The following is a 20,803-nucleotide window of genomic DNA, read 5'->3' as shown; positions in this document are numbered from 1 at the left end:
CGCGACGGTGCCCCGGCCCTACTCGGCCGCGCCCAGCCGCTCCAGACACACCTTCAGGCTGGCGCGCCAGTGCGGAATCTGAATTCCCAGCGCGGTTTTCGCCAGGGTCTTATCCATCACCGAATAGAGCGGGCGGGTGGCCTTGGTGGGGTATTCGCTGGTGCGAATGGGAATGGTTTTCACCGCCATGCCACTCAGCGCGAAGATGGCCGTGGCAAAATCGTACCACGACGTCAGGCCCTCGTTGCTGTAGTGGTAGAGGCCAAAGGCCTGGCTTTCGGTTTCGATGAGGTGCAGGATGCAGCCGGCCAAATCGATGGCGTACGTGGGCGTGCCCGCCTGGTCCCATATCACGCGCAGCTCGTCGCGCTCGCGGCCCAGCTTCAGCATGGTTTTCACGAAATTACCCGCGAATTCGGAGTACAGCCAGCTGGTGCGCAGGATGAAATACCGGCTGGTGAGCGGCGGAATCACCTGCTCGCCCTCCAGCTTGGTGAGGCCGTACACGCTGATGGGGGCCGTTTCGTCGGTTTCGAGCAGGGGCTGGTTGCCGGTGCCGGCAAACACGAAATCGGTCGAAATCTGGATGAGCACGGTGCCGTGCTCGCCGCAGAGGCGAGCCAGGTTTTCCACCCCGTCGCGGTTGATGCGGCGGGCCAGGTCTACCTCGTCCTCGGCCTTATCCACGGCCGTGTAGGCCGCGCAGTTGATGACGTAAGCCGGGCGGTACTCGGCAAACAGCGCGGCCAGCCCGGCCGGGTCCAGAATATTGCCTTGTTCTTCCGCCAGATACACCATGCCGGGCGTGTGGCGCTCCCTGGCTACGTGCGCCAGGCACTGCCCCAATTGCCCGGAGGCCCCAAAAACCAGTATCGTACTCATTGCTAAAACTCAGATTGGGCCGCAAGTTAGGGCCGCCCGGGTGCTGTAGCACATACCTTGCTGGGCGATGCACAAGCTAAAGCATGTGCTACAGGGAACTACTCTGGCGGCGGCAGCTGCTTCAGGCCCGCCGATACTTCCTTGCCCGCAATGGCCTGCTTGTTTTGGATGGGCACGAAGGGCTGCTCGCGGGGCTGCTTTTCGCTCAGGTATTTCCAGTAGCGCAGGGGCATGTGGCGGCGATGCAGCTTCAGATTCCTGCGCTCGGGAATGTTGACGTGGTCGAAATACGCCTGCCAGAGGTGCTTGAACAGGGGTTCCCGCTCGTCGAGCACGGCAGCCGAAATATCGGTTGATTTCGCGCCCGCCGGGTTCTCAAACTGCACGATGTCGGTGCGCGTGAGGTCGTAGTAGAGGCCGTAGTGGCGGCGGCGGTCATATATCAGCCAGCGCTGGTCGGCGTAGCGCTTGGTGAAGTGGGCGGCGATGAGCGGCAGCACGTCCATATCGGGCTCGATGGTGGCGTGAAACAGCTCGTCGCTGGTTTTCTCGAAGCGCACGAAGGCCTCCATGCGGTGCTTCTCGCGGAACATCATCTGGGCCAGGCGCTGCACGCGGCGCACGTCGGCGTTGGCGTAGTTCTCCGAAATATCCTGAGCCGCGCGCAGGGCCAGGTCCACGTACCGGAAAATAAGCAACTCCCGGTCGGCATCCTCGCTCAGGAAAACGTGGTAGAGGCGGGCGCGGGCCTCCGGGTCCATCGTGCGCAGCAGCCCCTCCCACACGCGGGTGGCGAGGGTTTCGTCGGTTTCGCGGTGGGCCGGCTGGGCAAACAGGCCGGTCTGGGCCGTGGCCTCGGGCTGAATGCTGTTGGGCGCGGCCCGCCAGTCGTACACCGTGAACAGCACCGTGAGCAGGCCCTCAAACGTGCCGTCGTAGGTGTAGTCGAGCGGCGGGGCCGTGAGCTCGGGCGCGGGGCGGCGGGCGGCGGCAGCTCCCACGGCAGCAGCAGGGCGACGAATTGGTTTCATTTACAAAATGAACGTCATGCTGCTTTCCTCAGCAAAGCAACTAATTTTCTTACGCGGCCTGCTGGCGCTGCTCGCCGAGGCGGGCCTGGCGACGGGCGCGGGCATCGTCGTGCAACTGGCGTACCAGGGGCATCAACTCGCTAATGCGGCAGCAGCACGAGAGACGGGCTACTTTGTCCGACGGCGCGACGACGGGCATCGGTACGTTCTGGCGGTGAATGACTTTCATAACAGAAAACAAAATGTCGTTTTGCACGCCGCCCAGGCTGCTGGTTTGCAGCCGGGGCCGGCCTTGCGGAAAGAGAGCGTCGTAGTTCATAGCTGCTTTAGGAGGCTTGGGCGAATAAATCGAGCTGCTGCGTGACCAGGGCCGAGCGCACCGAGCCGGCCCCGAACAGAATCTGGCGGCGCACCTGCTGCTCCGTGAGCTCGCCGATAATGGGCTGGTGCTCGCCGCGGCAGGTGAGGAAATACTTGGCCCGTTTCAGCACCACGCCCAGCTGGCGCAGGGTTTCCATATTGAGGGTGGCGAAGCGGCGGGCGGCGATGATGCGCTTGGCCGAGCGGGCCCCCACGCCGGGAATGCGCAGGACCATCTCGTACTCGGCCGTGTTCACATCCACCGGGAAAATGTGGCGGTTGCGCAGGGCCCAGGCCAGTTTCGGGTCGATTTCGAGGTCGAGGTGCGGGTGCGCGGGGTCGAGGATTTCATCGGCCTGGAAGCCGTAGAAGCGCATCAGCCAGTCGGTCTGGTACAGGCGGTGCTCGCGGATGACGGGCGGCTGCGTCACCTGCGGCAGGCGGGCGTCGTCGGTCACGGGGATGTAGCCGGAGTAGTACACGCGCTTCAGGCCGTAGCCCTGGTAAAGGCTGTCGGTGAGCTTGATAATTTCTAAATCCGTTTCGGCGCTGGCTCCCACGATGAGCTGCGTGCTCTGGCCGGCGGTAGCAAAAGCCGGCACTTTCTTGAACAGCGCCTTCTCCTCCTTATTCTGAATGATGCCGTCGCGAATCTGAGCCATCGGGGTCAGGATTTCAGCGTAGTTTTTCTCCGGGGCCAGCGTGGTCAGCGCCAGCTCGGAGGGCAGCTCGATGTTCACGCTGAGGCGGTCGGCGTAGAGGCCGGCTTCGGCAATGAGCTCTTCCGAAGCGCCGGGAATGGTTTTGACGTGGATGTAGCCGTTAAAATTATGCTCGGTACGCAGCTTTTTTACAATGCGCACGAGGCGCTCCATCGTGTAGTCGGGGCTGGAAAAGATGCCGGAGCTCAGGAACAGCCCTTCGATGTAGTTGCGGCGGTAGAAGTTGATGGTCAGGTCCACCACTTCGTCCACGGTGAAGGCGGCGCGCTTCACGTCGTTCGAGCGGCGCGAGACGCAGTAGGCGCAGTCGAAAATGCAGTGGTTGGTGAGCAGAATCTTGAGCAGACTCACGCAACGGCCGTCCTCGGTGTAGCTGTGGCAGATGCCCATGCCCTCGGCGTTGCCGAGGCCTTTGTTCTCGTTTTTGCGCTTGCCGCCGCTGCTGCTGCACGATACATCGTACTTCGCGGCATCAGCTAATATGCTTAGTTTCTCTTGGATGCGCTCGTTCATGCGGAAGGGCTGGCTTTCGGGCTTAAAAGTACTAATAAACGGCCAAATAGCCACTAGCTTTTAAGCTAATTTCTTTGGAAATAGTTTCTGTTTTATAAAAAATAGCTGCTCCGCTGCTGGCCCATGTGGTTAGTAAATAGTTGGAGGCACTGCCAACGGCCGGGGCTTGTTTCCGTACTTTGCGGCGTTGCGTGCTATTATGAGGTTTTGCGGTTTCTTTCTGTTTGTCGTGATGGGGCTCGGGCTGCTGGCCCAGCCGGCGCGGGCGCAGACGTTTGACCCGCGCTCGGCCATCCCGCCCGACTCGCTGAAAGCCACCGAGGGCGTCCTGCCCTTCCGCCCCGACTCCCTCCGCCAGCGTTTCGACGAGGAACGGATGCTGGACCGGCTGAAGGCCTACTCGCGCCGCAAAACCATTGCCGGCCGCGCCGTTTCGGCCATGTTCAACTTCACGCAGCGCCAGGAAGAGCGCGCCGGTCTCGATGCCGTACTCCTGGACCGGCAGTTCGACAGCCACAACTTTAAAATCGTGCGGCGCGTGAGCATCCGCACCCTCGATGCCTTCGGCTACAGCATCACCGACTCGACCCGCCGGCCGCGCACCGTGCTCGAAAAATCGGGCAATGCCCTGCACCTCAAAACGGCCCGCTCGCGGGTGCGGCAGGTGCTGCTGTTCCGGCCCGGCCAGCCGCTGGAGCCCCAGGCCCTGGCCGAGTCGGAGCGCCTGCTGCGCCAAACGCCCGAGCTGCTGGATGCCCGCGTGCTGGTGAACGAGGCCACTACCACCCGCGACAGCGTCGATATTGAGGTACTGACCAAAGACGTGTTCAGCATCACGGCGGGCGTGGAGGTGGGGTCGGCCACGGCGGGCCTCGTCACGGCCGGCGACGACAACTTCCTCGGCCTGGGCCACCAGCTCGAAAACGCCTACCGCTACGGCCGCGGCCTGAGCACCGCCGACGGCGAAACCCCGCAGCAATGGTCCTACGAAGGCAGCTACACGGCTCCATTCCGGCATTTTGTAAACGCTCAGGCGCGCTACCGCAACGAGTACAACTACCGCACGGGCAGTGTGTCGCTGCGCCGCGACTTTTACTCGCCCAGTGCTCGCTATGCCGGGGCCCTCAACTACAACAGCTTCAGCCAGGACGTGGCCCTGCGCGCCCCGCCCGCCGGGCAGCCCTACGTCTATTTCCCGCTGCGCTACACCGTGCAGGATGCCTGGGTGGGCCGCTCGCTCCGCCTGCGCTCCTACGACCTGGGCTATGAGAACCCGGCCCGCATGATTGTGGCCACCCGCTTTATTAATACGGATTACACGGTGACGCCTACGCCGGAGTACCGCAGCAGCACGCTGCTGCTGGGCACGGTGGGCTACTCCGTGCGCCGCTACTATAAGGACCGGTACCTGTTCGGCTTTGGCCGGACCGAGGACATTCCGGCGGGCACGCTGCTCAGCTTCACGGCGGGCTACGACTATAACAGCATCGTGCCGCGCCGCTACCTCGACGTGCGCGTAGCGGCGGCGGCCTTCAGTGCCCGTAGCGGCTACCTCTACGCGGCCATCGATTTGGGCGCGTTTCAGCGGCTCAACCAAAGCCGCGGCTGGGAGCAGGGCCTGCTTTCCACGGAGTTCACTTCGTTCACCAAGCTCTACCACTTCGGCAACTGGCAGTACCGGCACTTCCTCAGCAGCAAGGGCACCATCGGCTTCAAACGGCGGCCCGGCGAGCTCCTCCAGGGCATCACCAACGAGCGGGGGCTGCGGGGCTTCTCGCCGGGCCAGCCGGTGCTGGCCACCAGCCGCTTCGTGGTAAACTACGAAACCACGCTTTTCACGCCGCTCTCGCTGCTGGGCTTCCGGCTGGCGGGCGTGGCCTTTGCCGACGCGGCCTGGGTGAGCGAAAAGCCCCGCGGCGGCTCGCCCTTCGGCGATGCGCCCTACACGGGCTTCGGGCTGGGCCTGCGCTTCCGCAACGAGTACACCGCCCTGCGCACCTTCCAGCTGCTGATTGGCTACTACCCGCGCGGCATCACCGCCCCCAACGGCGTACGCATGTTCGAAACTGCCCGCGAAACCGTCACCTTCACCGATTTCGGGCTGGGAGCCCCCGGCACGGGACAGTATCAGTAAAAGTGGTTGGTTGGGAGTATCACACAGGATTTGTGAACAAAAAGAACGTCATGCTGAGCGGAGTCGAAGCATCTCTACCGGAGAAGTAAATTAATTACTCTCGCGGTAGAGATGCTTCGGCTCCGCTCAGCATGACGTTCTTTTTACTTCCTCCTCCCCTTAGCGTTCCGAATTAAAAGAAATGGGCACGGTGCAGGCCACGCGCACCGGCTGGCCGTTTACGCGGGCGGGTTCCCAGTTCGGCATCAGCCACACCAGGCGCAGGGCTTCGTCGTTGAGGCCGTTGCCGGGGCCGCTCATTACGTGGGCGTCCTGCACCTTGCCGGTGGCACTGAGGATGAAGCTAACGTAGACCCGACCCGATACGTGGCGCATCAGCGCCTGCTGCGGATAGCGGATGTTCTTGCTCAGATAGGCCGAAAAGGCCTTGTCGCCGCCCGTAAACTGGGGCCGAACCTCCGGGTTGATGTACACCGAATCGGGCGAAACGGGGGCCGACAGGGACTGCGGAATACTCTGGACCGAAGCCGTGGGGCCCGACTGTGCGTGGCCACGGCCCGCTGCCAGCATACTCACCAAAATGGCGACTGAAAAGAAGCGTACGGACTGCATCATATATGGAAGCTTAATCACGGAGTAAATGAAGCAAGCAAAGCACTGGAAAGCACCGCAGTTAAATAACGAAATAAAGATACGTGCGGTTTCTGACAAATTGTCTTTTCTACAGAATCTCACTACCCCTGGCAGTCAACACTTGTTGGCAGCTTACCAGTCGGAACGGGCTCAAATGAGTGGATATTCACGTTTATCAACAGTCATCCTTTCATTTTGCCGTTGCAAAAGTAGTACGGATTAGTATTTTAGGCAGTAAGCCACCATATTCTTCTCAATTTAATAATTTAATAATTTCAAGATATTACATTACCGTAGCAGTCAATACCGCCGTGAAATCAGATTAGCTGACTACATTTGTTATCGTAAATCGACGATAAACGAATCAATTACTCCAGTGGCCTTCAATAAGCGCGAACAGTTCACGGCGGCCCAGCAGCAGACGGCCGCCATTGCCAAGGCCTTGGGGCATCCGGCGCGGGTGGCCATCATGCAGCTACTGGCCCAGCGGCAGGCCTGCGTGTGCGGCGAGCTGGTGCTGGAGCTTCCGCTGTCGCAAAGCACGGTGTCGCAGCACCTCAAGGAGCTGAAAGCGGCCGGCCTGGTGCAGGGCGAAATAGACGGAGCCCGCGTGTGCTACTGCATCGATGCCGCCGGCTGGGCGCAGGCCCGCCAGCTGCTCGGGGCCCTGTTGGCCGAACTGCCCGCCGCCCCTATCGGCAGCTGCTGCTGAAAACTCCTGCTGATTTTCTCATCCATTCCCCTTTTCAACCGAGCAAGCCCATGAAAATCTCCGAAATGAAGCATTACCTGCCGGGCCTGACGGCCGTTAACTTTCGCTTACCGGATGGCACCGCCCTCCCGGCCCATTTCCACGTGACGGAAGTAGGGCTGGTAACCAAGCATTTCATCGACTGCGGCGGCGTTGAGCGGAAGGAAACGGTGGCCAACTTTCAGCTCTGGGAAGCCGGCGACTACGACCACCGGCTCGCCCCCCAGAAATTCCTGGACATCCTCAACCTATCACAGCGGATTCTGGGCCGCGAGGATTTGGACATTGAAGTGGAGTACCAGCAGGCGACGATTGGCAAATTCGGCCTGGCCTTCGACGGGACTGACTTCGTGCTGACCCTCAAGCAAACGGCCTGCCTGGCGCAGGACGCCTGCGGCATCCCCGACCACCAGTTTGCCCTGCCCCAGCTGCAAACCGCCGGCTGCACCCCGGGCGGCGGGTGCTGCTAGAGCAGTTTCCGAGTCAGTGTACATTTTTGAAAACAGTTAAAAGTTGAGAGTTAAAAGTTAAAACCCACTACGTCTGATTTTTAACTTTTAACTCTCAACTTTTAACTCTGTACATGGACTTGGAAACTGCTGTAAGGTGGTACTGGTGATGGCAACTTCGAAGAATATTCTGGTGCTGTGCACCGGCAACTCCTGCCGCAGCCAGCTGCTGCATGGCTACCTGGCCCAGGCCCTCGGCAACCGCGCCAGCGTGTACAGCGCCGGCGTGGAGGTGCACGGCCTCAACCCCCGGGCCGTGCGCGTGATGGCCGAAGACGGCGTGGACATTGCGGCCCACACCAGCAACCACGTGGAGGAGTATGCCGCCGTGCCCTTCGACTACGTGCTCACCGTGTGCGACCACGCCCACGAAGTTTGCCCGGTGTTCCCGTCCTCGGCGAAGAAATTCCACCACAACTTTCCCGACCCGGCCCGGGCCACGGGCAGCGAGGAGAAAATCATGAGCCAGTTCCGGGCCGTGCGCGAGCAGGTGCGAGCCTACGCCCACGACTTCGCGCAGACGCAATTCCCGACCGCATGACCATTCTTCCCCTCACCGCCGCGCACTGGCCCCAGGTGCTGGCCATTTACGCGCAGGGCGTCGCCACCGGCCATGCCACGTTCCAAACCACTACCCCCGCCTGGGCCGAGTGGGACCGCGACCACCTGGCCCACAGCCGCCTGGTGGCCGTGGACGCCGGCTACGGGGGCAGCGGGGAAGTACTGGGCTGGGTGGCCCTCGCGCCGGTGTCGGGCCGCTGCGTGTGCGGGGGCGTGGCCGAGGTGAGCGTGTACGTGGCCGGCGCCGCCCGTGGGCGCGGCGTGGGCCGGCAGCTGCTGGCCGCGCTGGTGGCGGAGTCGGAAGCCCACGGCATCTGGACGCTGCAGGCCGGCATCTTTCCCGAAAACACTACCAGCATCACCATCCACGCCGGGGCTGGGTTTCGCGAAGTGGGCCGGCGCGAGCGTATCGGCCAATTGCACGGCTACCTGGCGCGACACCCTGCTGCTGGAGCGCCGCAGCGCCGTGGTGGGGGCCGGGCCGGCCCCTACCATTCTCCCCTCTCCTGCTGCCGCCCATGCAACCACGTAGCCGCGCCGCCGCGCCGGCCCCCACCGCCCTGGCCCGCAAGAAGCTCTCGGGCCTCGACCGGGGCCTGACGCTCTGGATTTTCCTGGCTATGGGCCTGGGCGTGGCCCTGGGCCACTTCGTGCCCGGCATCAACCGGGCGGTGACCTACTTTTCGGTCGGCACCGTGAACGTGCCGCTGGCCCTGGGCCTCGTCCTGATGATGTACCCGCCGCTGGCCAAGGTGAAGTACGAGCAGCTGCCGCGGGTCTTCCGCAACACGCGCATCATCGGGCTGTCGCTGCTGCTGAACTGGGTGCTGGGGCCGCTGCTGATGTTCCTGCTGGCCATCTGGCTGCTGCCCGACCAGCCCGAGTACATGATGGGCCTGATTCTGATTGGTATTGCCCGCTGCATTGCCATGGTGCTGGTGTGGAACGACCTGGCCGACGGCAGCCGCGAGTACGCGGCCGGGCTGGTGGCGCTGAATTCCATTTTTCAGATGCTGTTTTATTCCGTGCTGGCCTGGCTGTTCATCACGGTGCTGCCGCCCTACTTTGGGCTGCAGGGGTACGCGGTGAACATTGGCATCGGGGCCATTGCCCAAAGCGTACTGGTTTACCTGGGCATCCCGTTCGCGGCGGGGTTCCTGTCGCGGCTGGTGCTGCGCCGCCTCAAGGGCGACGACTGGTACGAGCACACGTTCCTGCCCGTCATCAGCCCGATTACCCTGGTGGCCCTGCTGCTCACCATCGTGGTCATGTTCAGCCTCAAGGGCGAAACCATCGTGCGGCTGCCGCTCGACGTGCTGCGCATTGCCCTGCCGCTGGCCCTGTACTTCAGCATTATGTTCGTGGTCAGCTTCGCGGCCGGCAAGTGGCTGGGGGCCAGCTACGCCGAAAACGCCAGCATCGCCTTCACCGCCACCGGCAACAACTTCGAGCTGGCCATTGCCGTGGCCATCGGCGTGTTTGGGCTGAACTCGGGCCAGGCCTTTGCCGGCGTCATCGGCCCGCTCATTGAAGTGCCCGCCCTGATTGCGCTGGTGAACGTGGCGTTCTGGTTCCGGCGGCGCTGGTACGGGGGCGCTCCGGCCGGGCCGGCGGCACCGGGTAGCTGAGGCCCGCTGGCTATTCGTCAAGGGTTGAGCCCGAAACCTCACTTGGTTGGAGTCGGAAGGCAGCGAGGTTCTAATGCGACTTGGGACCGAGCCAGTAGGCCTGAACTCGTATCCGCTCACCATTGACAGCAAGCAACGGCTGCCATACCCAATGCGGAGAACGGGTTGCCGGTGTATCGTTTTCGAAAGTCAGCACTACTTCTTTCCCAAGCGCCTGGGAGAGCCGCGTCAGGTAATCCATTAGCTGCTGATGAACTTCGTAAGAGGTGATTTTTTGCGGGTCGACATCATTCTCCACCTCATAATCGCCGAAGAAATGGCAATTGATACCTATTTCTCCCACGAAGAAGGTTGCCGTGAGCATATTGGCTTGACAGTGGCTATCCCAAAGATGCTCCACTGTGGCAAAGTCAACCTGGCTGTGCCGGACACCATCGCCGTCGGCGAATTTTACGAGGTAGTTCGCATTGACGAAATCAGCCCAGATTTTCCAGTCTGCCCTACTGGCGTCCAGCACGTAGATGTCGCGCCACGAGCCATCTACTTCGTACACGTACTGCTGCAATTCCTCCCAGCTTAGGGTTTCAATGGGCACTAAAGCATTCATCATCTACCAGAATTGGGGCGAGTGGCACAAAGCTGCGGCTGTTTCTTGTAGCAGCCGCCACCTGAACCGACCTTTGCATCTTCCCCCAAATTAAATACCTCTCAGATGGCCTCCCTCCTCCTCGGCGATTATAACGACCTCGAAGTAGCCCGCGAAGTAGATTTCGGCCTCTACCTCACCTCCGACGACGGCGACCTGCTGCTGCCCGAAAAGTACGTGGAGGCCGGCACCCGCGTGGGCGACATCGTGCGCGTGTTCGTGTACCGCGACTCGGAAGACCGCCTCATTGCCACCAACCTACGGCCCCTGGCGCTGGTAAACTCCTACGCCGCCCTCACGGTGAAGGACCACGGCCCGGCCGGCGCGTTCCTGGAGTGGGGCCTCGAAAAAGACCTGCTGCTGCCCTTCCGCAACCAGCGGCGCGACCTGCGCACCGGCGAGCGGGTGTTCGTGTACGTGTACCTCGACGAGGAAAGCGACCGCCTCGTGGCCTCCACCAAGTGGAAGCAGTTCCTGAGCCAGGAGCCCTTCGTGGGCGAGCCCGGCGACGCGGTGCGCCTGCTGGTGGCCGACGAAACCGAGCTGGGCTACCCCATTATCGTGAACGGCACGCACCAGGGGCTGCTGTTTCACAACGAGGTATTCCGGCCCCTGCGCCTGGGCGAGGCCCTGTCCGGCTTCCTGCGCCAGGTACGTGCCGATGGCAAGCTCGACGTGCGCCTGCAAAAGGAAGGCTACGGCGAAGTCGAATCGGCCACAGATACGCTGCTCAAAGCCATTCAGGCCGCCCCCGGCGGGCGGCTGCCGCTGGGCGACAAAAGCCTGGCCGAAGACGTGTACCGCCGCGTGGGCATGAGCAAAAAAGTCTTCAAGAAAGCCCTGGGGGCGCTGTTCCGGCAGGGCCTGGTGCTGCTGGAGCCCGAAGCGACGGTGCTGAAGTAACGCCTGTCATTGCGAGCAGAGCGAAGCAATCCGTCCTGTACCAGCGCGACACCCGCTGATAAACCAGACACCTTTTCTGGCGTAAGGTATTTGACATTGCTCCGCGTTGAGGTGAACACCGATACGCGTTAACAAAGGCTGAGTCACATTATCAGGTTGGTCGCTGAGAACAGGACGGATTGCTTCGCTCCGCTCGCAATGACAATTCCGTACCTCTTTTATGCGCAAAACCGCTTTACTCGCCGGGGCCACGGGCCTCATTGGTTCGCAACTATTGCCGCTGCTGCTGGCTTCGGAGCGGTATTCGAAGGTGATTGTGGTGGGGCGGCGGGCGCTGGCCCTCACGCACCCCAAGCTCACGCAGGTAGTGACGGACCTGGACAAGCTCCAGGACGTGCGCCTGCAGCTCATCGCCGACGACGTGTTTTGCTGCCTGGGCACCACGCTAAAGCAGGCAGGCTCGAAAGAGGCGTTTTACAAAGTCGATTTCCTGTACGTGGTGACGCTGGCGGCGCTGGCGGCGGGCAATTTCGCCTCGCAGCTACTGGTGGTATCCAGCATGGGGGCCGCTGCCGACAGCCGCGTCTACTACAGCCGCGTGAAGGGCGAAATGGAGGCGGCCGTGCGGCAGGTGCCGTTTCGGGCCATTCATATTTTCCGGCCCTCGCTGCTGCTCGGCGAGCGGGCCCGGCCCCGCCTGGGCGAGCGGGTGGGCGCGGTGCTGCTAGGGCTGCTGCAGCCGCTGTTGCGGGGGCCGCTGCTCAAGTATCGGCCGGTGAGCGCGGCAGTGGTGGCGGCCGCCATGCTGCGCGCCGCCGGGGAAGAGGGCGGCGGCGTGCGCGTCCACCTCTCCGACGAGCTGACGCACAAGGCCTGAACGCGCTCCCAGGCCCGGCAGTGAAATACCAGGTGCGGGCCTGACTCAAAGTAGCTGAAGCAGCAAAAAGCCTCACTAGCTTCTGGCTTGTCCTTACCCAGATTTCGGCCATTCGGCAATTGGTCTGACCGCTCTAGGTGGTCAGACCGGTTGTCGAATGGCCGAAATCGGTGGTGCTTCAACCGGTCAGACCACCTAGGGCAGTCGGACCAGGCCAACGACCTGCGCCGGGCAGCAGCCGCATAAATCTGGGTAGGGGAAAGCTGGTTTCTGGCGAGGCTGTTTTTTGTGGCAGGCGTTTTTTTACTGCAGCCAGACAACCTTTTTTGCCCCAATTGAATCATTGGCGCACTTCCGTTACTCATTTTTTCTACATTTTTTCCTTCCCCTTCCGATGCGTACACTTCGACACTTCCTTTTACTGACGGCCAGCGTACTGCTGGGCACCGAAGCCTGGGCCCAAAAGCCGGTCAACCATCTTGAGGCCGCCCTGGCCAAGGTGCGCCCGGCCGCCGTGCGGGCCGCCGGACGCGGCACCCAGCAAACCGTGAGCCGCCCGGGCCGGGGCGTGCGCACCAGCTGGGACACCAACACCCAGACCTGGAGCCCATCGGCCGTGGTGGAAACCTACACCTATGATAGCCGGGCCAACCTCGCGCAGGAGACCTTCGCCGACTCGGCCACGGCCCGGCTCACCAACCGCAGCCTCTACACCTACAACGCCCAGAACCGCAACACCGAGGAGCTCTACCAGCAGTGGCAGAATGGCGCCTGGGTGAATGCCGGCCGCTACATAACGACCTACGACGCCCAGGGCAACCCCACGCAGGAACTCGACCAGGAGTGGCAAAACGGGGCCTGGGCCACCGTGCACGGCTACCAGTACCTGAACACGTACACCAACAATGTGCTGACCGAGCAAATCATTAAAAACTGGGCCAACGGCGTTTTCATGAACCAGGACCGGGCGGTATTCACCGTGGCCAACGGGCAGTGGACTGAGTTGGTGCAGCAGTCCTGGCAGGCGGGCGCTTGGGAAAACAAAAACCGCTACACTAACATTGTGTGGTTCGACTGGGCCGCGCAGAAACCCGCCTCATACCAAGAGCAAGCTTGGCAGGGTGCCTGGGTCGACGACCTGCGCTACACGCGCACCTACTCGCCCAATGGGACCGTGGTACAGGTAGCCGAAGAGCGTCTCAGCGCCGGCTGGGCCCTGGCCAGCCGCATCACCGAAACCTTCGATAACTTTGGCAACTACCTGGGCGAGCGGTTCGAGTCGTGGAGCGGCACGGCCTGGGACCTGGAGTTTGAGGAGCGCGACCTGCTGGCCTACACGGCCACTAACGACGTGCGCCGCCGCGTCAGCCAGCGCTTCACCAGCTTCGGCGGTGGTACGGCCTTTGAAAACGTGGAGCGGGTTAACTACTCCAACTTCCTGAGCATCACGCTCGGCACCGCCCCCGCCGCCCTCGCGGCCCAAACCCAGCTCTATCCCAACCCCACCACCGGCACGGCCATCCTCGTAGTGGCGGGGCTGAAACAGCCCGGCGGGGTGCCGCTCGACGTGCTCAACACCCTGGGCCAGCCCGTGCTCCAGCGCACCAGCCGGCCCGGTGCGGGCCTCCTGAGCGAAACCCTCGACCTGCGCGGCCTGCCCGCCGGCGTGTACTCGGTGCGCCTGCACACCGCCGAGGGCACCGTGGTGAAACGCCTGGTGAAAGAATAGCCAGGCTGCCTGCCACCTACAAAACGAAAAGCCGCTCCAGTACCTGGGGCGGCTTTTTTGGGTCTTTGCCCGTGCGGCGGCCGGCAGTGGCTGGTCATTGGCTGGCGGCTGGCGCGAGCGCGGCGCAGCGCAACTCGTGCCGCTTGTGAGAGGGCGGCTGCGCCTCCCCAGCCGCGCTAGCCGCGGCTACTTCCCGCCCTACCGATTACTTTTGTCCAGGTTTTATCATTCGCATAGCTTGTTCTCTCATGAATTATTTACGTCTCACGGCCCTTTTACTGCTCCTGTTGCCCGGCCTGGCAGCCACTGCCCAATCGAAGAAAAAAAGCGGCGGCGGCGGTGGCGGCAGCGGTTCGGGCTATAGCACGGGCATCGGCCTGCGCGGCGGGGGCTACTCGTCGGGCCTCACCATCAAGCACTTTCTGAGCGGCAAAAACGGAGTGGCCATTGAGGGCCTTCTCACGACGGAGTATAAAGCCCGCGGGGCCCGCCTCACCATCCTCGGCGAGAAGCACATTGGCGTTCCCGATGCCAAGGGCCTCCAGTTCTACTACGGCGCGGGCTTCCACGCCGGGGCCTACCAGGGCCGCTACTACTTCGACGATGACCGGTTTTACTACAAGGGCCGCAAGGGCGACGTGTACTTCCTGAAGAGTAACAGGAACGGCTACTTCTACGACGAAACCACCTATATCGCCTTCGGGGCCGACCTTATCCTCGGTCTCGAATACAAGCTGCCCGACCTGCCCTTCGTAGTGGGCGTCGACTACAAGCCCTTCTTCGAGGTGTATAACGGCTACAACGGCTTCTACAACGACGCCGCCGTGAGCCTGCGCTACACTTTTTAGCCGCGCCCCGCGCCCGGCCCCGCAAGGCCCCGTCAGCTGCTGACGGGGCCTTTTTTTGTTTGGAGCTACCGAAGATTTGGCCCCGGCTGGCGCGAGGTTGGCGCAGCGTAGCCCGAGGCCGGCCGGGCCAGCCTCGCCCCAGCACCGGCCGAATACTGTGCTAACCCTACTTTTGCCCGCACCACCTTACCTGCAAGCCGCCCTATGAGCACCCTGATACAATTCGTTGCCAACTACGACGACCTTTCCACCGACAAGGGCTTCCAGTTCAAGTTTCACTGCGACAAGTGCCGCAACGGCTACATGTCGCGGTTTCAGCCCAGCGCCATCGGCATTGCGGGCAGCTTGCTGCAGGCGGCCAGCAGCCTGTTTGGCGGGCTGGGTGGGGCCGAGAACGCGGCCTACCACATTCAGCGGGCCGTGGGCGGCAAGGCCCACGACTCGGCCCTGGAAACGGCCGTGGCCGAGGGCAAGCAGCAGTTTAAGCAGTGCACGCACTGCGGCCACTGGGTGTGCCCCGATGTCTGCTGGAACCACAGCGCCGGCCTCTGCGAAACCTGCGCCCCCGACGAGCAGGAGGAGCTGCGCACCCAGCAGGCCCAGGCCACTAAAGAACAGATTTACACCAAAACCCGCGAGCGGGACTACACCCAAAACCTCGATTTTCTGAACCGCGACGCGCTGTCGCAGTGTCCCAGCTGCCAGGCTAAGCTCACGGCCGGCCAGAAATTTTGCCCCGGCTGCGGCACCCCCAACCCCGCCGCCCAGGCCCAGGCCCGCCACTGCACCGGCTGCGGCACGGCCCTGAAGCCCGAGCAGAAGTTCTGCGGCGAGTGCGGCACCAAGAACTGAGGCGGAGGATGGCTGAGGGCTGGGCCAGCGCCCCGGCCTCTCCCGGGCTTCGGCAGGCCCACGCCGCGCCCGCCGAAGCCCTGGCCTTGGCCCTGGCCTGATAACCCAACCGGCAGCCTTTACGTAGCGGAGAGCTTATGCCGAAGTTGAATAACGTGCTGCTGGTTGATGACGACCCGACCAATAATTTCCTGAACCAGCGGCTGCTCAAGCGCCTGGATGTGGCCGAACAGATTATGGTGGCTCGCAACGGGCAGGAAGCCCTGGCCATACTGCATCAGGCCAGCACGGCCCCCCAGCCCGGCTACCCCGCCCTCATCCTGCTCGATATTCAAATGCCCATCATGAACGGCATCGAGTTTTTGCAGGCCTATCAGCAGCTGCCTGCCGCCCGGCAGCAAGCCACCACCGTGGTAGTCCTCACTACTTCCGTGGATGCCCACGACCTGGCCCGCATCGCCACCCTGCCCGCCGCCGGCCTCATCAACAAGCCCCTGACCCCGGAAAAGCTCGACCTCGTGCTCCGGCTGCACCAGAAGCGTCAGGAAGAAGCAGGCCACTAGCAAACCCCGGCCCTCGCAGAGCCCACGCTACGCCCCTGCCACCGGCAGCGTGAAGCTGAACGTGCTGCCGCTGCCCATCTCGCTCTCCACCCACAGCCGGCCGCCCTGCGTGGTGATAAACTCGCGGGCGATGCTCAGGTCCACCGAGTAGAGGTTGGCCTTGAGCACGTCGCGCGTGCTGCGGTCGAGCTGCCGCAGCGAGTACCACCCGTAAGCAGCATGGCCAGGAAACCGAGGTTGATTTTAGTTTTGAGGTTTATGAGTTGAGGCGATTTTCTATAAGAACGTCATGCCGGGCGCAGCCGAGGCATCTTGCTCGCATCGTTAGTCGATTGAGTTACTGCCGCACGCGAGATGCTTGGACTACGCTCGGCATGACGTCCTCTTTTGGCTCGTTCAGCCGTTCCTAAAACGCCAGCGCGATGCTCGTCGTCACATTCCCGTAGCTGCGGTTGCCGGCATTGTCGCTGCGTGCAAATACGCCCCGCATCCCGTTCAGGTACCGGCCCTCCACCCGGCAAGCCACGTTGCTGGTGGGCAGGTAATCAAGATTGAGGGAGCCGCCGGCCACCCGGAAATCACTATCCAGCGCGGCGGGCATGATGCTGCGGATGAGGACGCCCCGCTCGGCGTAGTAGTACTCCCCGCGCAGCGTGGTCGCCCATTTATCGGCCAGCTTGTACTTGACGAAGGCCGCCGCCGTGTGCCAGGTGTCGTACTGCTCGCGGCCCACGCCACGCTGCTTGCCTACGTCGAACACGGCGGCCAGATTCACCCGCTCGCTGGCGGCGTAGGTGACGTAAAAATCGTGGAAATATCGCCGCCGGACCATCGAATTAATCGGCTGCTCATTGCCGTAAAAGGTACTGCTGTTGATGAGTAGCTTATCCGACGGCCGCCACTGAAGCTGGGTGCCAAGGGCCTTGGCCTGGTTGGTTTCGCGGATGTTCTGCCAGCCGTTCAGCACCAGTCCGGTCAGGGTCAGCTTGGGGCCCACTTCGTAGGTAAAGCGCGCCCCTGATTCGTAGTAGGGCGAATTCTCGGCCATCAGCGAGCGGGTCAGCGTCCAGTTGTCTTTCGAAATGGCCGACTCGAACCCGATGTGCGAGGCGAAAATCCCCACATCGAGCCAAGCCTTGGCGAAGGGCCGGAAGCCCGCGTAGGCCTCGTAGACGTGCCTGAGGACGGGGTCCTCGGCGGCGTAGTTGGCCGATACGTAGGTGCCGGCGTGCAGGCCCAGCGCCCCGCGCACCTTGCCGTCATCGAAGCGCAGGCCGATGAGGGCCTGGTTGATGGTAAACTCGTTCTGGCGGCCGTGCGAATAGAGGAACGGCTGGCGGTCGTTGCCGTTGGCGTACTTAAAATCGTAGCCGTAGTAGGCATCCACGAAGCCGTAGGTGGTGAGCGGGGCGGGGGCGGGGGGCGCTACCGGCGCGGCAGATGGCGGCACGGCCAAAGCCGGGTCGGTGGGGGGAGTAGTTTGGGCCAGGGCGGCACTCGTGCTCAGGGCAACCAGGGCGGGTACTAAAAGATTTTTCATGGAGAGCTGGCCGGCATCAGGCGGGCCAAAGAGCAGAGAAGAAGGACCGCACCGCAGGTAGCTGCGCGGCTATTGAATCGAATAATTCAGACAAACCTAATTACCGACCGGCCAAAGCATCGAGGGCCAGGTTCAGCTTGAGCACGTTGATGTGGTCCGGGGCCGAGGGTGCCGGGCTCAGTTTGCGGCCGCACGCGGGCCGTGGGCAGGTTACGGACGCAGCGCGGCGGCAGCTGCCCATCAGAATCACAACCACCGAAATGCGGCACGACAAATCGGGGCGAAAAATGGCCCTGCTTGGCATCGTGGTGCAGGTTGCGGTTGATGGCGGCCAGCAGGCGCACGGTCACGCGGGTAGGGCAGGTGGCACCGAACCTGTTAAATTTTCGATTTTTAAGACCTCATCAAACAGACCCTTTTTCTACTACGAACAGGTGGCAGTTTCGGTAGTTGGGCCAGAAACGGGGGCTAGCCCCAGCCAAAGCTGCGCCCACCAGCTGCTTTGGGGTGCTGCCCGGTGCTAGCGCGTCATGGGCAGGCCCAGGCGCTCCACGGTTTCGCCTTCGAAGTCGAACTCGATGAGCACGGCGGGTTCCTCGCCCACCACCCAGCCGTCGTGGCCGGGCGCGATGGCCACCACCTGCGGGGCCACGAATTCCTCGATAGCGCCATCGGCGTACTGGATGTGAAACTCGCCGCTGGCCAGGAAGCCGACGTGGGCGTGCATGCACAGCGGCGTGCCCACGATGGCCTTCAGGTTGGTAGACCACCGAAAGCCGGGCGGGTACACCACCCGCTTGACGCGGGCATTGCCGGTGGGTACCATGTCAACTTGCACGCCACCGACTTCGCGGTGCGTCGCGCCCTTTAGCGGGCCCAGGAGAGAGGAGTTTTTCATGCCCCAACCTACGCATTTAAACCTATTTTTTCGCCATCGGGGCAGCCACTATTATCGTATTGGCGGGCAGCGGAATTTCGCGGGCAGTTTCAAATTTTCCGGCTTCGGGCGCGGTTTCTTCCACGCGGCGCTGCACGATGCGCAGGCGGTTGCCATCCACGCTCAGCACGGCCAAATCGGAGCTGGTGCCGGTGGCAGGCGAGTAGCTGCGGAAGCCCATGAGCATGCCCGCCGGGAAGTTGGCCGCTTTGGCCTTGGCCGCGTCGACCACATCGGGCTTGCCGGCGAATTTTCCCAGGTCGATATCCTGCGGCCTGGCCCCTTGCAGCAGCAGGTGGGCGCTGGTGCGGGGGTGCTTGGGGTCGTCGGGGTCCGGGCTGGGCTTGAAGCTGAACGAGACTTTCAGCGTTTCGGCTTCCTTGAGGGCAGGTGCCGGCGCGGCCGGCGCGGTGGGGGCGGCCGCAGCGGCTGGCGCGGCCATTACCGAATCAGTGGGCGCGGCGGCGGCTGGGGCGGCGGTTGTTTCGGGCGCGGCGGCCGTGGGGGTCGAAGTTTCGGGGGCCGTCTGGTTGCAGGCGGCCAGCAGCATGGCTCCGCTCAGGGCTAGGTATAAAGGCTTCATGCAGGATAAAAAAAGGTCAGTACCTGGTCAGTTTGTAGCCGCAAGATTAAGCAAAATTGCGCGGCTGGCCCGCAGCTGCATCCAATGCCGGGCGGCGCGTGGCCAGCAGCCCCAGCACCGGCCCGGGCACCAGCAGCAGAAACAGGTAGCGCGCCGCCACATGCCCTTGCAGCGCGGCAAAGCTTTGCAGGCTCACAATGGTGAGCGCGAAGCCCAGGCAAGTGACCAGCGTGAGGGCCGTGCCGGTGGTGCCGGCCGGCGCGCGTTGCGCCACCAGCGCCGAAAACTGGGGCGAGTCGGCCACCACGGCCATGCCCCAGACCAGCACCGCCCCCACAAACGCCGGCCGGGGCAGCGCCAGCAGCAGCGGGCTGAGCAGGCAGCACGCGCCCGATACCGCCAGTGCCAGCCGGGCCGTGCGCAGGCTGCCCAGCCGCCGGGCCAGGTAGCCGCCCGCCACGCAGGCCGGGGCCCCGGCCGCAATCAACCCGAAGGCCCAGCCCGGCCCGTAGGCTCCGGCCGCCGGGTGCAGCTGCGCGTGGGTGGCCAGCAGCAGCGGCACGAAGGCCCAAAATGTGTAGAGCTCCCACATGTGCCCGAAGTAGCCCAGCGCCGCCTGCCGAAACGGCCGGTGACCAAATACCGTCCACACCGCCGAGGCGTCGAGCCGGGCCGCCGGCCGTCGAAACGGGCCATTGGGCACCCGCGCCCACAGCAGCAGGCCACCCGCCAGCGCCAGGCCCGAGGTAGCCAGCACCACCGCCTGCCAGGCCCACCCCGCCGCCAGCAGCCGCAGCAAGTGGGGCAAGGCCGTGCCCAGCACAAGCGCCCCTACCAAATAGCCCAGGGCGCGGCCCAGGCCGTTTTCATAATAATCGGCGGCTATTTTCATGCCTACCGGGTAGATGCCCGCCAGGCACAGGCCCGTGCCAAAGCGCAGCCCCAGCACCAGCGCCGGGGTGGCATCGGGCAGCAGCAGCGCCGCATTGGTGAGGCTGCCGGCCACGGCGCACAGCAGAAACAGCCGCGCCGGAGCCAGCCGGTCGGCCAGCCGGAGCAGGCCAAACACCAGCGTACCCACAATAAACCCCAGCTGCACCGCCGACACGGCCGCCCCCAGCGTGAGCCCCCTCAGCCGGGCATCGCGCAGCAAATCGGGCAGCACGGCATTGCCGGCAAACCACAGCGAGGTGCAGGCGAACTGCGCGAAAACAATGGTGGGCAGCACCCATCGGGGGCGCGGGCTGATGGAGGAATCTATCAAAGCAACAGTAGCGGCAAGAAACGGCGCGGCGGCGAAAAGCAGGGTTAAACCTACATCAAACCCGCCGGATGCGGCCCGTCGGCAGCATTCTCCGGGCCTTTTTCCTGCTCTTGATTTCGTCCTGGACTTAAGCCGAAAAAGCCCCTCCGGTACACGGCTTGTCCTTACCCAAATCTATCTGTCTGCCGTCTGGCGAAGTTTGAACTTTCTGGTCTGACCGCCCTAGGTGTATAGTCCCGGAGGATAGTGGGGTACCTTTACCGCCTGCTTACCGAACGAATTTATGGGAAAATTACCACACGGGTGCGCCCGCACAACGCCGGCAACTCGGCGCCTT

24 protein-coding genes are annotated in these 20,803 nt (G+C 63.1%); 12 read left to right on the top strand and 12 right to left on the bottom strand.

The genetic code is table 11. The features are described 5' to 3' along the window. Window positions 1–18 precede the first annotated feature (18 nt). The 4 genes from rfbD to ABD819_RS18205 all read right to left on the bottom strand — a co-directional run bounded on the left by rfbD (window position 19) and on the right by ABD819_RS18205 (window position 3,508). A complete protein-coding gene (gene rfbD, locus ABD819_RS18220) occupies window positions 19–882 on the bottom strand; it encodes a dTDP-4-dehydrorhamnose reductase (protein WP_345126574.1) in 864 nt (287 codons plus the stop codon). 98 nt (window positions 883–980) lie between these two features. Next, window positions 981–1,913 carry a TIGR03915 family putative DNA repair protein gene (locus tag ABD819_RS18215; protein WP_345126572.1) on the bottom strand — a complete coding sequence of 311 codons (933 nt, stop codon included), beginning with the start codon at window positions 1,911–1,913 and terminating at the stop codon, window positions 981–983. Window positions 1,914–1,962: 49 nt separating this feature from the next. Next, a complete protein-coding gene (locus tag ABD819_RS18210) occupies window positions 1,963–2,232 on the bottom strand; it encodes a hypothetical protein (protein ID WP_345126570.1) in 270 nt (89 codons plus the stop codon). Window positions 2,233–2,239: 7 nt separating this feature from the next. Beyond that, window positions 2,240–3,508 (bottom strand): putative DNA modification/repair radical SAM protein, encoded by a 1,269-nt coding sequence (locus ABD819_RS18205; RefSeq protein WP_345126569.1) that lies wholly within the window; start codon window positions 3,506–3,508, stop codon window positions 2,240–2,242. 229 nt (window positions 3,509–3,737) lie between these two features. On the opposite strand from ABD819_RS18205, the gene ABD819_RS18200 reads away from it, so the two are divergent. After that, a complete protein-coding gene (locus tag ABD819_RS18200) occupies window positions 3,738–5,642 on the top strand; it encodes a BamA/TamA family outer membrane protein (protein ID WP_345126567.1) in 1,905 nt (634 codons plus the stop codon). A 159-nt stretch (window positions 5,643–5,801) separates the two neighbouring features. Here the strand turns inward: ABD819_RS18200 and ABD819_RS18195 are convergent, their stop codons facing one another. Beyond that, window positions 5,802–6,257 carry an energy transducer TonB gene (locus ABD819_RS18195; protein WP_345126566.1) on the bottom strand — a complete coding sequence of 152 codons (456 nt, stop codon included), beginning with the start codon at window positions 6,255–6,257 and terminating at the stop codon, window positions 5,802–5,804. A 394-nt stretch (window positions 6,258–6,651) separates the two neighbouring features. Here ABD819_RS18195 and ABD819_RS18190 point away from each other — a divergent pair, with 394 nt between their 5' ends. The 5 genes from ABD819_RS18190 (at window position 6,652) to arsB (ending at window position 9,724) form a co-directional block, all read left to right on the top strand. After that, entirely contained in the window at window positions 6,652–6,987 is a 336-nt protein-coding gene (locus ABD819_RS18190) for an ArsR/SmtB family transcription factor (protein WP_345126565.1), read from the top strand. Between the two features lie 50 nt (window positions 6,988–7,037). Next, window positions 7,038–7,496, top strand: coding sequence for a DUF6428 family protein (locus ABD819_RS18185; protein ID WP_345126563.1), 459 nt, complete (start codon window positions 7,038–7,040; stop codon window positions 7,494–7,496). 148 nt (window positions 7,497–7,644) lie between these two features. After that, a complete protein-coding gene (locus tag ABD819_RS18180) occupies window positions 7,645–8,076 on the top strand; it encodes an arsenate reductase ArsC (RefSeq protein ID WP_345126562.1) in 432 nt (143 codons plus the stop codon). Continuing rightward, window positions 8,073–8,696 (top strand): GNAT family N-acetyltransferase, encoded by a 624-nt coding sequence (locus ABD819_RS18175; RefSeq protein WP_345126560.1) that lies wholly within the window; start codon window positions 8,073–8,075, stop codon window positions 8,694–8,696. The genes ABD819_RS18180 and ABD819_RS18175 overlap by 4 nt, the downstream gene beginning before the upstream one ends. Next, window positions 8,615–9,724, top strand: coding sequence for an ACR3 family arsenite efflux transporter (gene arsB / locus ABD819_RS18170; RefSeq protein ID WP_345126558.1), 1,110 nt, complete (start codon window positions 8,615–8,617; stop codon window positions 9,722–9,724). The genes ABD819_RS18175 and arsB overlap by 82 nt, the downstream gene beginning before the upstream one ends. 70 nt (window positions 9,725–9,794) lie before the next feature. Here the strand turns inward: arsB and ABD819_RS18165 are convergent, their stop codons facing one another. Beyond that, complete coding sequence (locus tag ABD819_RS18165) at window positions 9,795–10,334, bottom strand: hypothetical protein (protein WP_345126556.1); 540 nt, start codon at window positions 10,332–10,334, stop codon at window positions 9,795–9,797. Between the two features lie 102 nt (window positions 10,335–10,436). Here ABD819_RS18165 and ABD819_RS18160 point away from each other — a divergent pair, with 102 nt between their 5' ends. The 6 genes from ABD819_RS18160 (at window position 10,437) to ABD819_RS18135 (ending at window position 16,142) form a co-directional block, all read left to right on the top strand. Beyond that, a complete protein-coding gene (locus ABD819_RS18160) occupies window positions 10,437–11,273 on the top strand; it encodes a CvfB family protein (protein WP_345126554.1) in 837 nt (278 codons plus the stop codon). A 220-nt stretch (window positions 11,274–11,493) separates the two neighbouring features. Next, the gene (locus ABD819_RS18155; protein WP_345126553.1) at window positions 11,494–12,150 is read left to right on the top strand and encodes an NAD-dependent epimerase/dehydratase family protein; all 657 of its coding nucleotides are present in this window, start codon (window positions 11,494–11,496) and stop codon (window positions 12,148–12,150) included. A 394-nt stretch (window positions 12,151–12,544) separates the two neighbouring features. Beyond that, complete coding sequence (locus ABD819_RS18150; RefSeq protein WP_345126551.1) at window positions 12,545–13,879, top strand: T9SS type A sorting domain-containing protein; 1,335 nt, start codon at window positions 12,545–12,547, stop codon at window positions 13,877–13,879. Window positions 13,880–14,127: 248 nt separating this feature from the next. Then, a complete protein-coding gene (locus tag ABD819_RS18145) occupies window positions 14,128–14,727 on the top strand; it encodes a hypothetical protein (protein WP_345126549.1) in 600 nt (199 codons plus the stop codon). Between the two features lie 204 nt (window positions 14,728–14,931). Further along, the gene (locus ABD819_RS18140) at window positions 14,932–15,579 is read left to right on the top strand and encodes a zinc ribbon domain-containing protein (protein ID WP_345126547.1); all 648 of its coding nucleotides are present in this window, start codon (window positions 14,932–14,934) and stop codon (window positions 15,577–15,579) included. 137 nt (window positions 15,580–15,716) lie between these two features. Next, on the top strand, window positions 15,717–16,142 hold the full coding sequence (locus ABD819_RS18135) for a response regulator (protein ID WP_345126544.1): 426 nt from the start codon (window positions 15,717–15,719) through the stop codon (window positions 16,140–16,142). Between the two features lie 27 nt (window positions 16,143–16,169). Here the strand turns inward: ABD819_RS18135 and ABD819_RS18130 are convergent, their stop codons facing one another. The 6 genes from ABD819_RS18130 to ABD819_RS18105 all read right to left on the bottom strand — a co-directional run bounded on the left by ABD819_RS18130 (window position 16,170) and on the right by ABD819_RS18105 (window position 20,466). After that, window positions 16,170–16,310 (bottom strand): ATP-binding protein, encoded by a 141-nt coding sequence (locus ABD819_RS18130; RefSeq protein ID WP_345126542.1) that lies wholly within the window; start codon window positions 16,308–16,310, stop codon window positions 16,170–16,172. 238 nt (window positions 16,311–16,548) lie between these two features. Continuing rightward, window positions 16,549–17,682 (bottom strand): porin, encoded by a 1,134-nt coding sequence (locus tag ABD819_RS18125; RefSeq protein ID WP_345126541.1) that lies wholly within the window; start codon window positions 17,680–17,682, stop codon window positions 16,549–16,551. Window positions 17,683–17,782: 100 nt separating this feature from the next. Beyond that, the gene (locus ABD819_RS18120; protein WP_345126539.1) at window positions 17,783–17,956 is read right to left on the bottom strand and encodes a hypothetical protein; all 174 of its coding nucleotides are present in this window, start codon (window positions 17,954–17,956) and stop codon (window positions 17,783–17,785) included. A gap of 246 nt (window positions 17,957–18,202) precedes the next feature. Continuing rightward, on the bottom strand, window positions 18,203–18,580 hold the full coding sequence (locus ABD819_RS18115; protein ID WP_345126538.1) for a cupin domain-containing protein: 378 nt from the start codon (window positions 18,578–18,580) through the stop codon (window positions 18,203–18,205). A gap of 22 nt (window positions 18,581–18,602) precedes the next feature. Continuing rightward, entirely contained in the window at window positions 18,603–19,202 is a 600-nt protein-coding gene (locus ABD819_RS18110) for a hypothetical protein (protein WP_345126537.1), read from the bottom strand. Window positions 19,203–19,248: 46 nt separating this feature from the next. Next, a complete protein-coding gene (locus ABD819_RS18105; protein ID WP_345126535.1) occupies window positions 19,249–20,466 on the bottom strand; it encodes an MFS transporter in 1,218 nt (405 codons plus the stop codon). Between the last annotated feature and the right edge of the window lie 337 nt (window positions 20,467–20,803).

The organism is Hymenobacter antarcticus (assembly GCF_039539545.1).
Lineage (GTDB): Bacteria > Bacteroidota > Bacteroidia > Cytophagales > Hymenobacteraceae > Hymenobacter > Hymenobacter antarcticus.
Note: the sequence above shows the minus strand (reverse complement) of the source record. Positions and strands in the feature narration are given on the sequence as shown.

Coding starts and splice junctions, on each gene's coding strand:
- rfbD (WP_345126574.1), bottom strand. CDS start 882: ATGAGTACGATACTGGTTTTTGGGGCCTCCGGGCAATTGGGGCAGTGC.
- ABD819_RS18215 (WP_345126572.1), bottom strand. CDS start 1,913: ATGAAACCAATTCGTCGCCCTGCTGCTGCCGTGGGAGCTGCCGCCGCC.
- ABD819_RS18210 (WP_345126570.1), bottom strand. CDS start 2,232: ATGAACTACGACGCTCTCTTTCCGCAAGGCCGGCCCCGGCTGCAAACC.
- ABD819_RS18205 (WP_345126569.1), bottom strand. CDS start 3,508: ATGAACGAGCGCATCCAAGAGAAACTAAGCATATTAGCTGATGCCGCG.
- ABD819_RS18195 (WP_345126566.1), bottom strand. CDS start 6,257: ATGATGCAGTCCGTACGCTTCTTTTCAGTCGCCATTTTGGTGAGTATG.
- ABD819_RS18185 (WP_345126563.1), top strand. CDS start 7,038: ATGAAAATCTCCGAAATGAAGCATTACCTGCCGGGCCTGACGGCCGTT.
- ABD819_RS18180 (WP_345126562.1), top strand. CDS start 7,645: ATGGCAACTTCGAAGAATATTCTGGTGCTGTGCACCGGCAACTCCTGC.
- ABD819_RS18175 (WP_345126560.1), top strand. CDS start 8,073: ATGACCATTCTTCCCCTCACCGCCGCGCACTGGCCCCAGGTGCTGGCC.
- arsB (WP_345126558.1), top strand. CDS start 8,615: ATGCAACCACGTAGCCGCGCCGCCGCGCCGGCCCCCACCGCCCTGGCC.
- ABD819_RS18165 (WP_345126556.1), bottom strand. CDS start 10,334: ATGATGAATGCTTTAGTGCCCATTGAAACCCTAAGCTGGGAGGAATTG.
- ABD819_RS18160 (WP_345126554.1), top strand. CDS start 10,437: ATGGCCTCCCTCCTCCTCGGCGATTATAACGACCTCGAAGTAGCCCGC.
- ABD819_RS18155 (WP_345126553.1), top strand. CDS start 11,494: ATGCGCAAAACCGCTTTACTCGCCGGGGCCACGGGCCTCATTGGTTCG.
- ABD819_RS18150 (WP_345126551.1), top strand. CDS start 12,545: ATGCGTACACTTCGACACTTCCTTTTACTGACGGCCAGCGTACTGCTG.
- ABD819_RS18145 (WP_345126549.1), top strand. CDS start 14,128: ATGAATTATTTACGTCTCACGGCCCTTTTACTGCTCCTGTTGCCCGGC.
- ABD819_RS18140 (WP_345126547.1), top strand. CDS start 14,932: ATGAGCACCCTGATACAATTCGTTGCCAACTACGACGACCTTTCCACC.
- ABD819_RS18135 (WP_345126544.1), top strand. CDS start 15,717: ATGCCGAAGTTGAATAACGTGCTGCTGGTTGATGACGACCCGACCAAT.
- ABD819_RS18125 (WP_345126541.1), bottom strand. CDS start 17,682: ATGAAAAATCTTTTAGTACCCGCCCTGGTTGCCCTGAGCACGAGTGCC.
- ABD819_RS18115 (WP_345126538.1), bottom strand. CDS start 18,580: ATGAAAAACTCCTCTCTCCTGGGCCCGCTAAAGGGCGCGACGCACCGC.
- ABD819_RS18110 (WP_345126537.1), bottom strand. CDS start 19,202: ATGAAGCCTTTATACCTAGCCCTGAGCGGAGCCATGCTGCTGGCCGCC.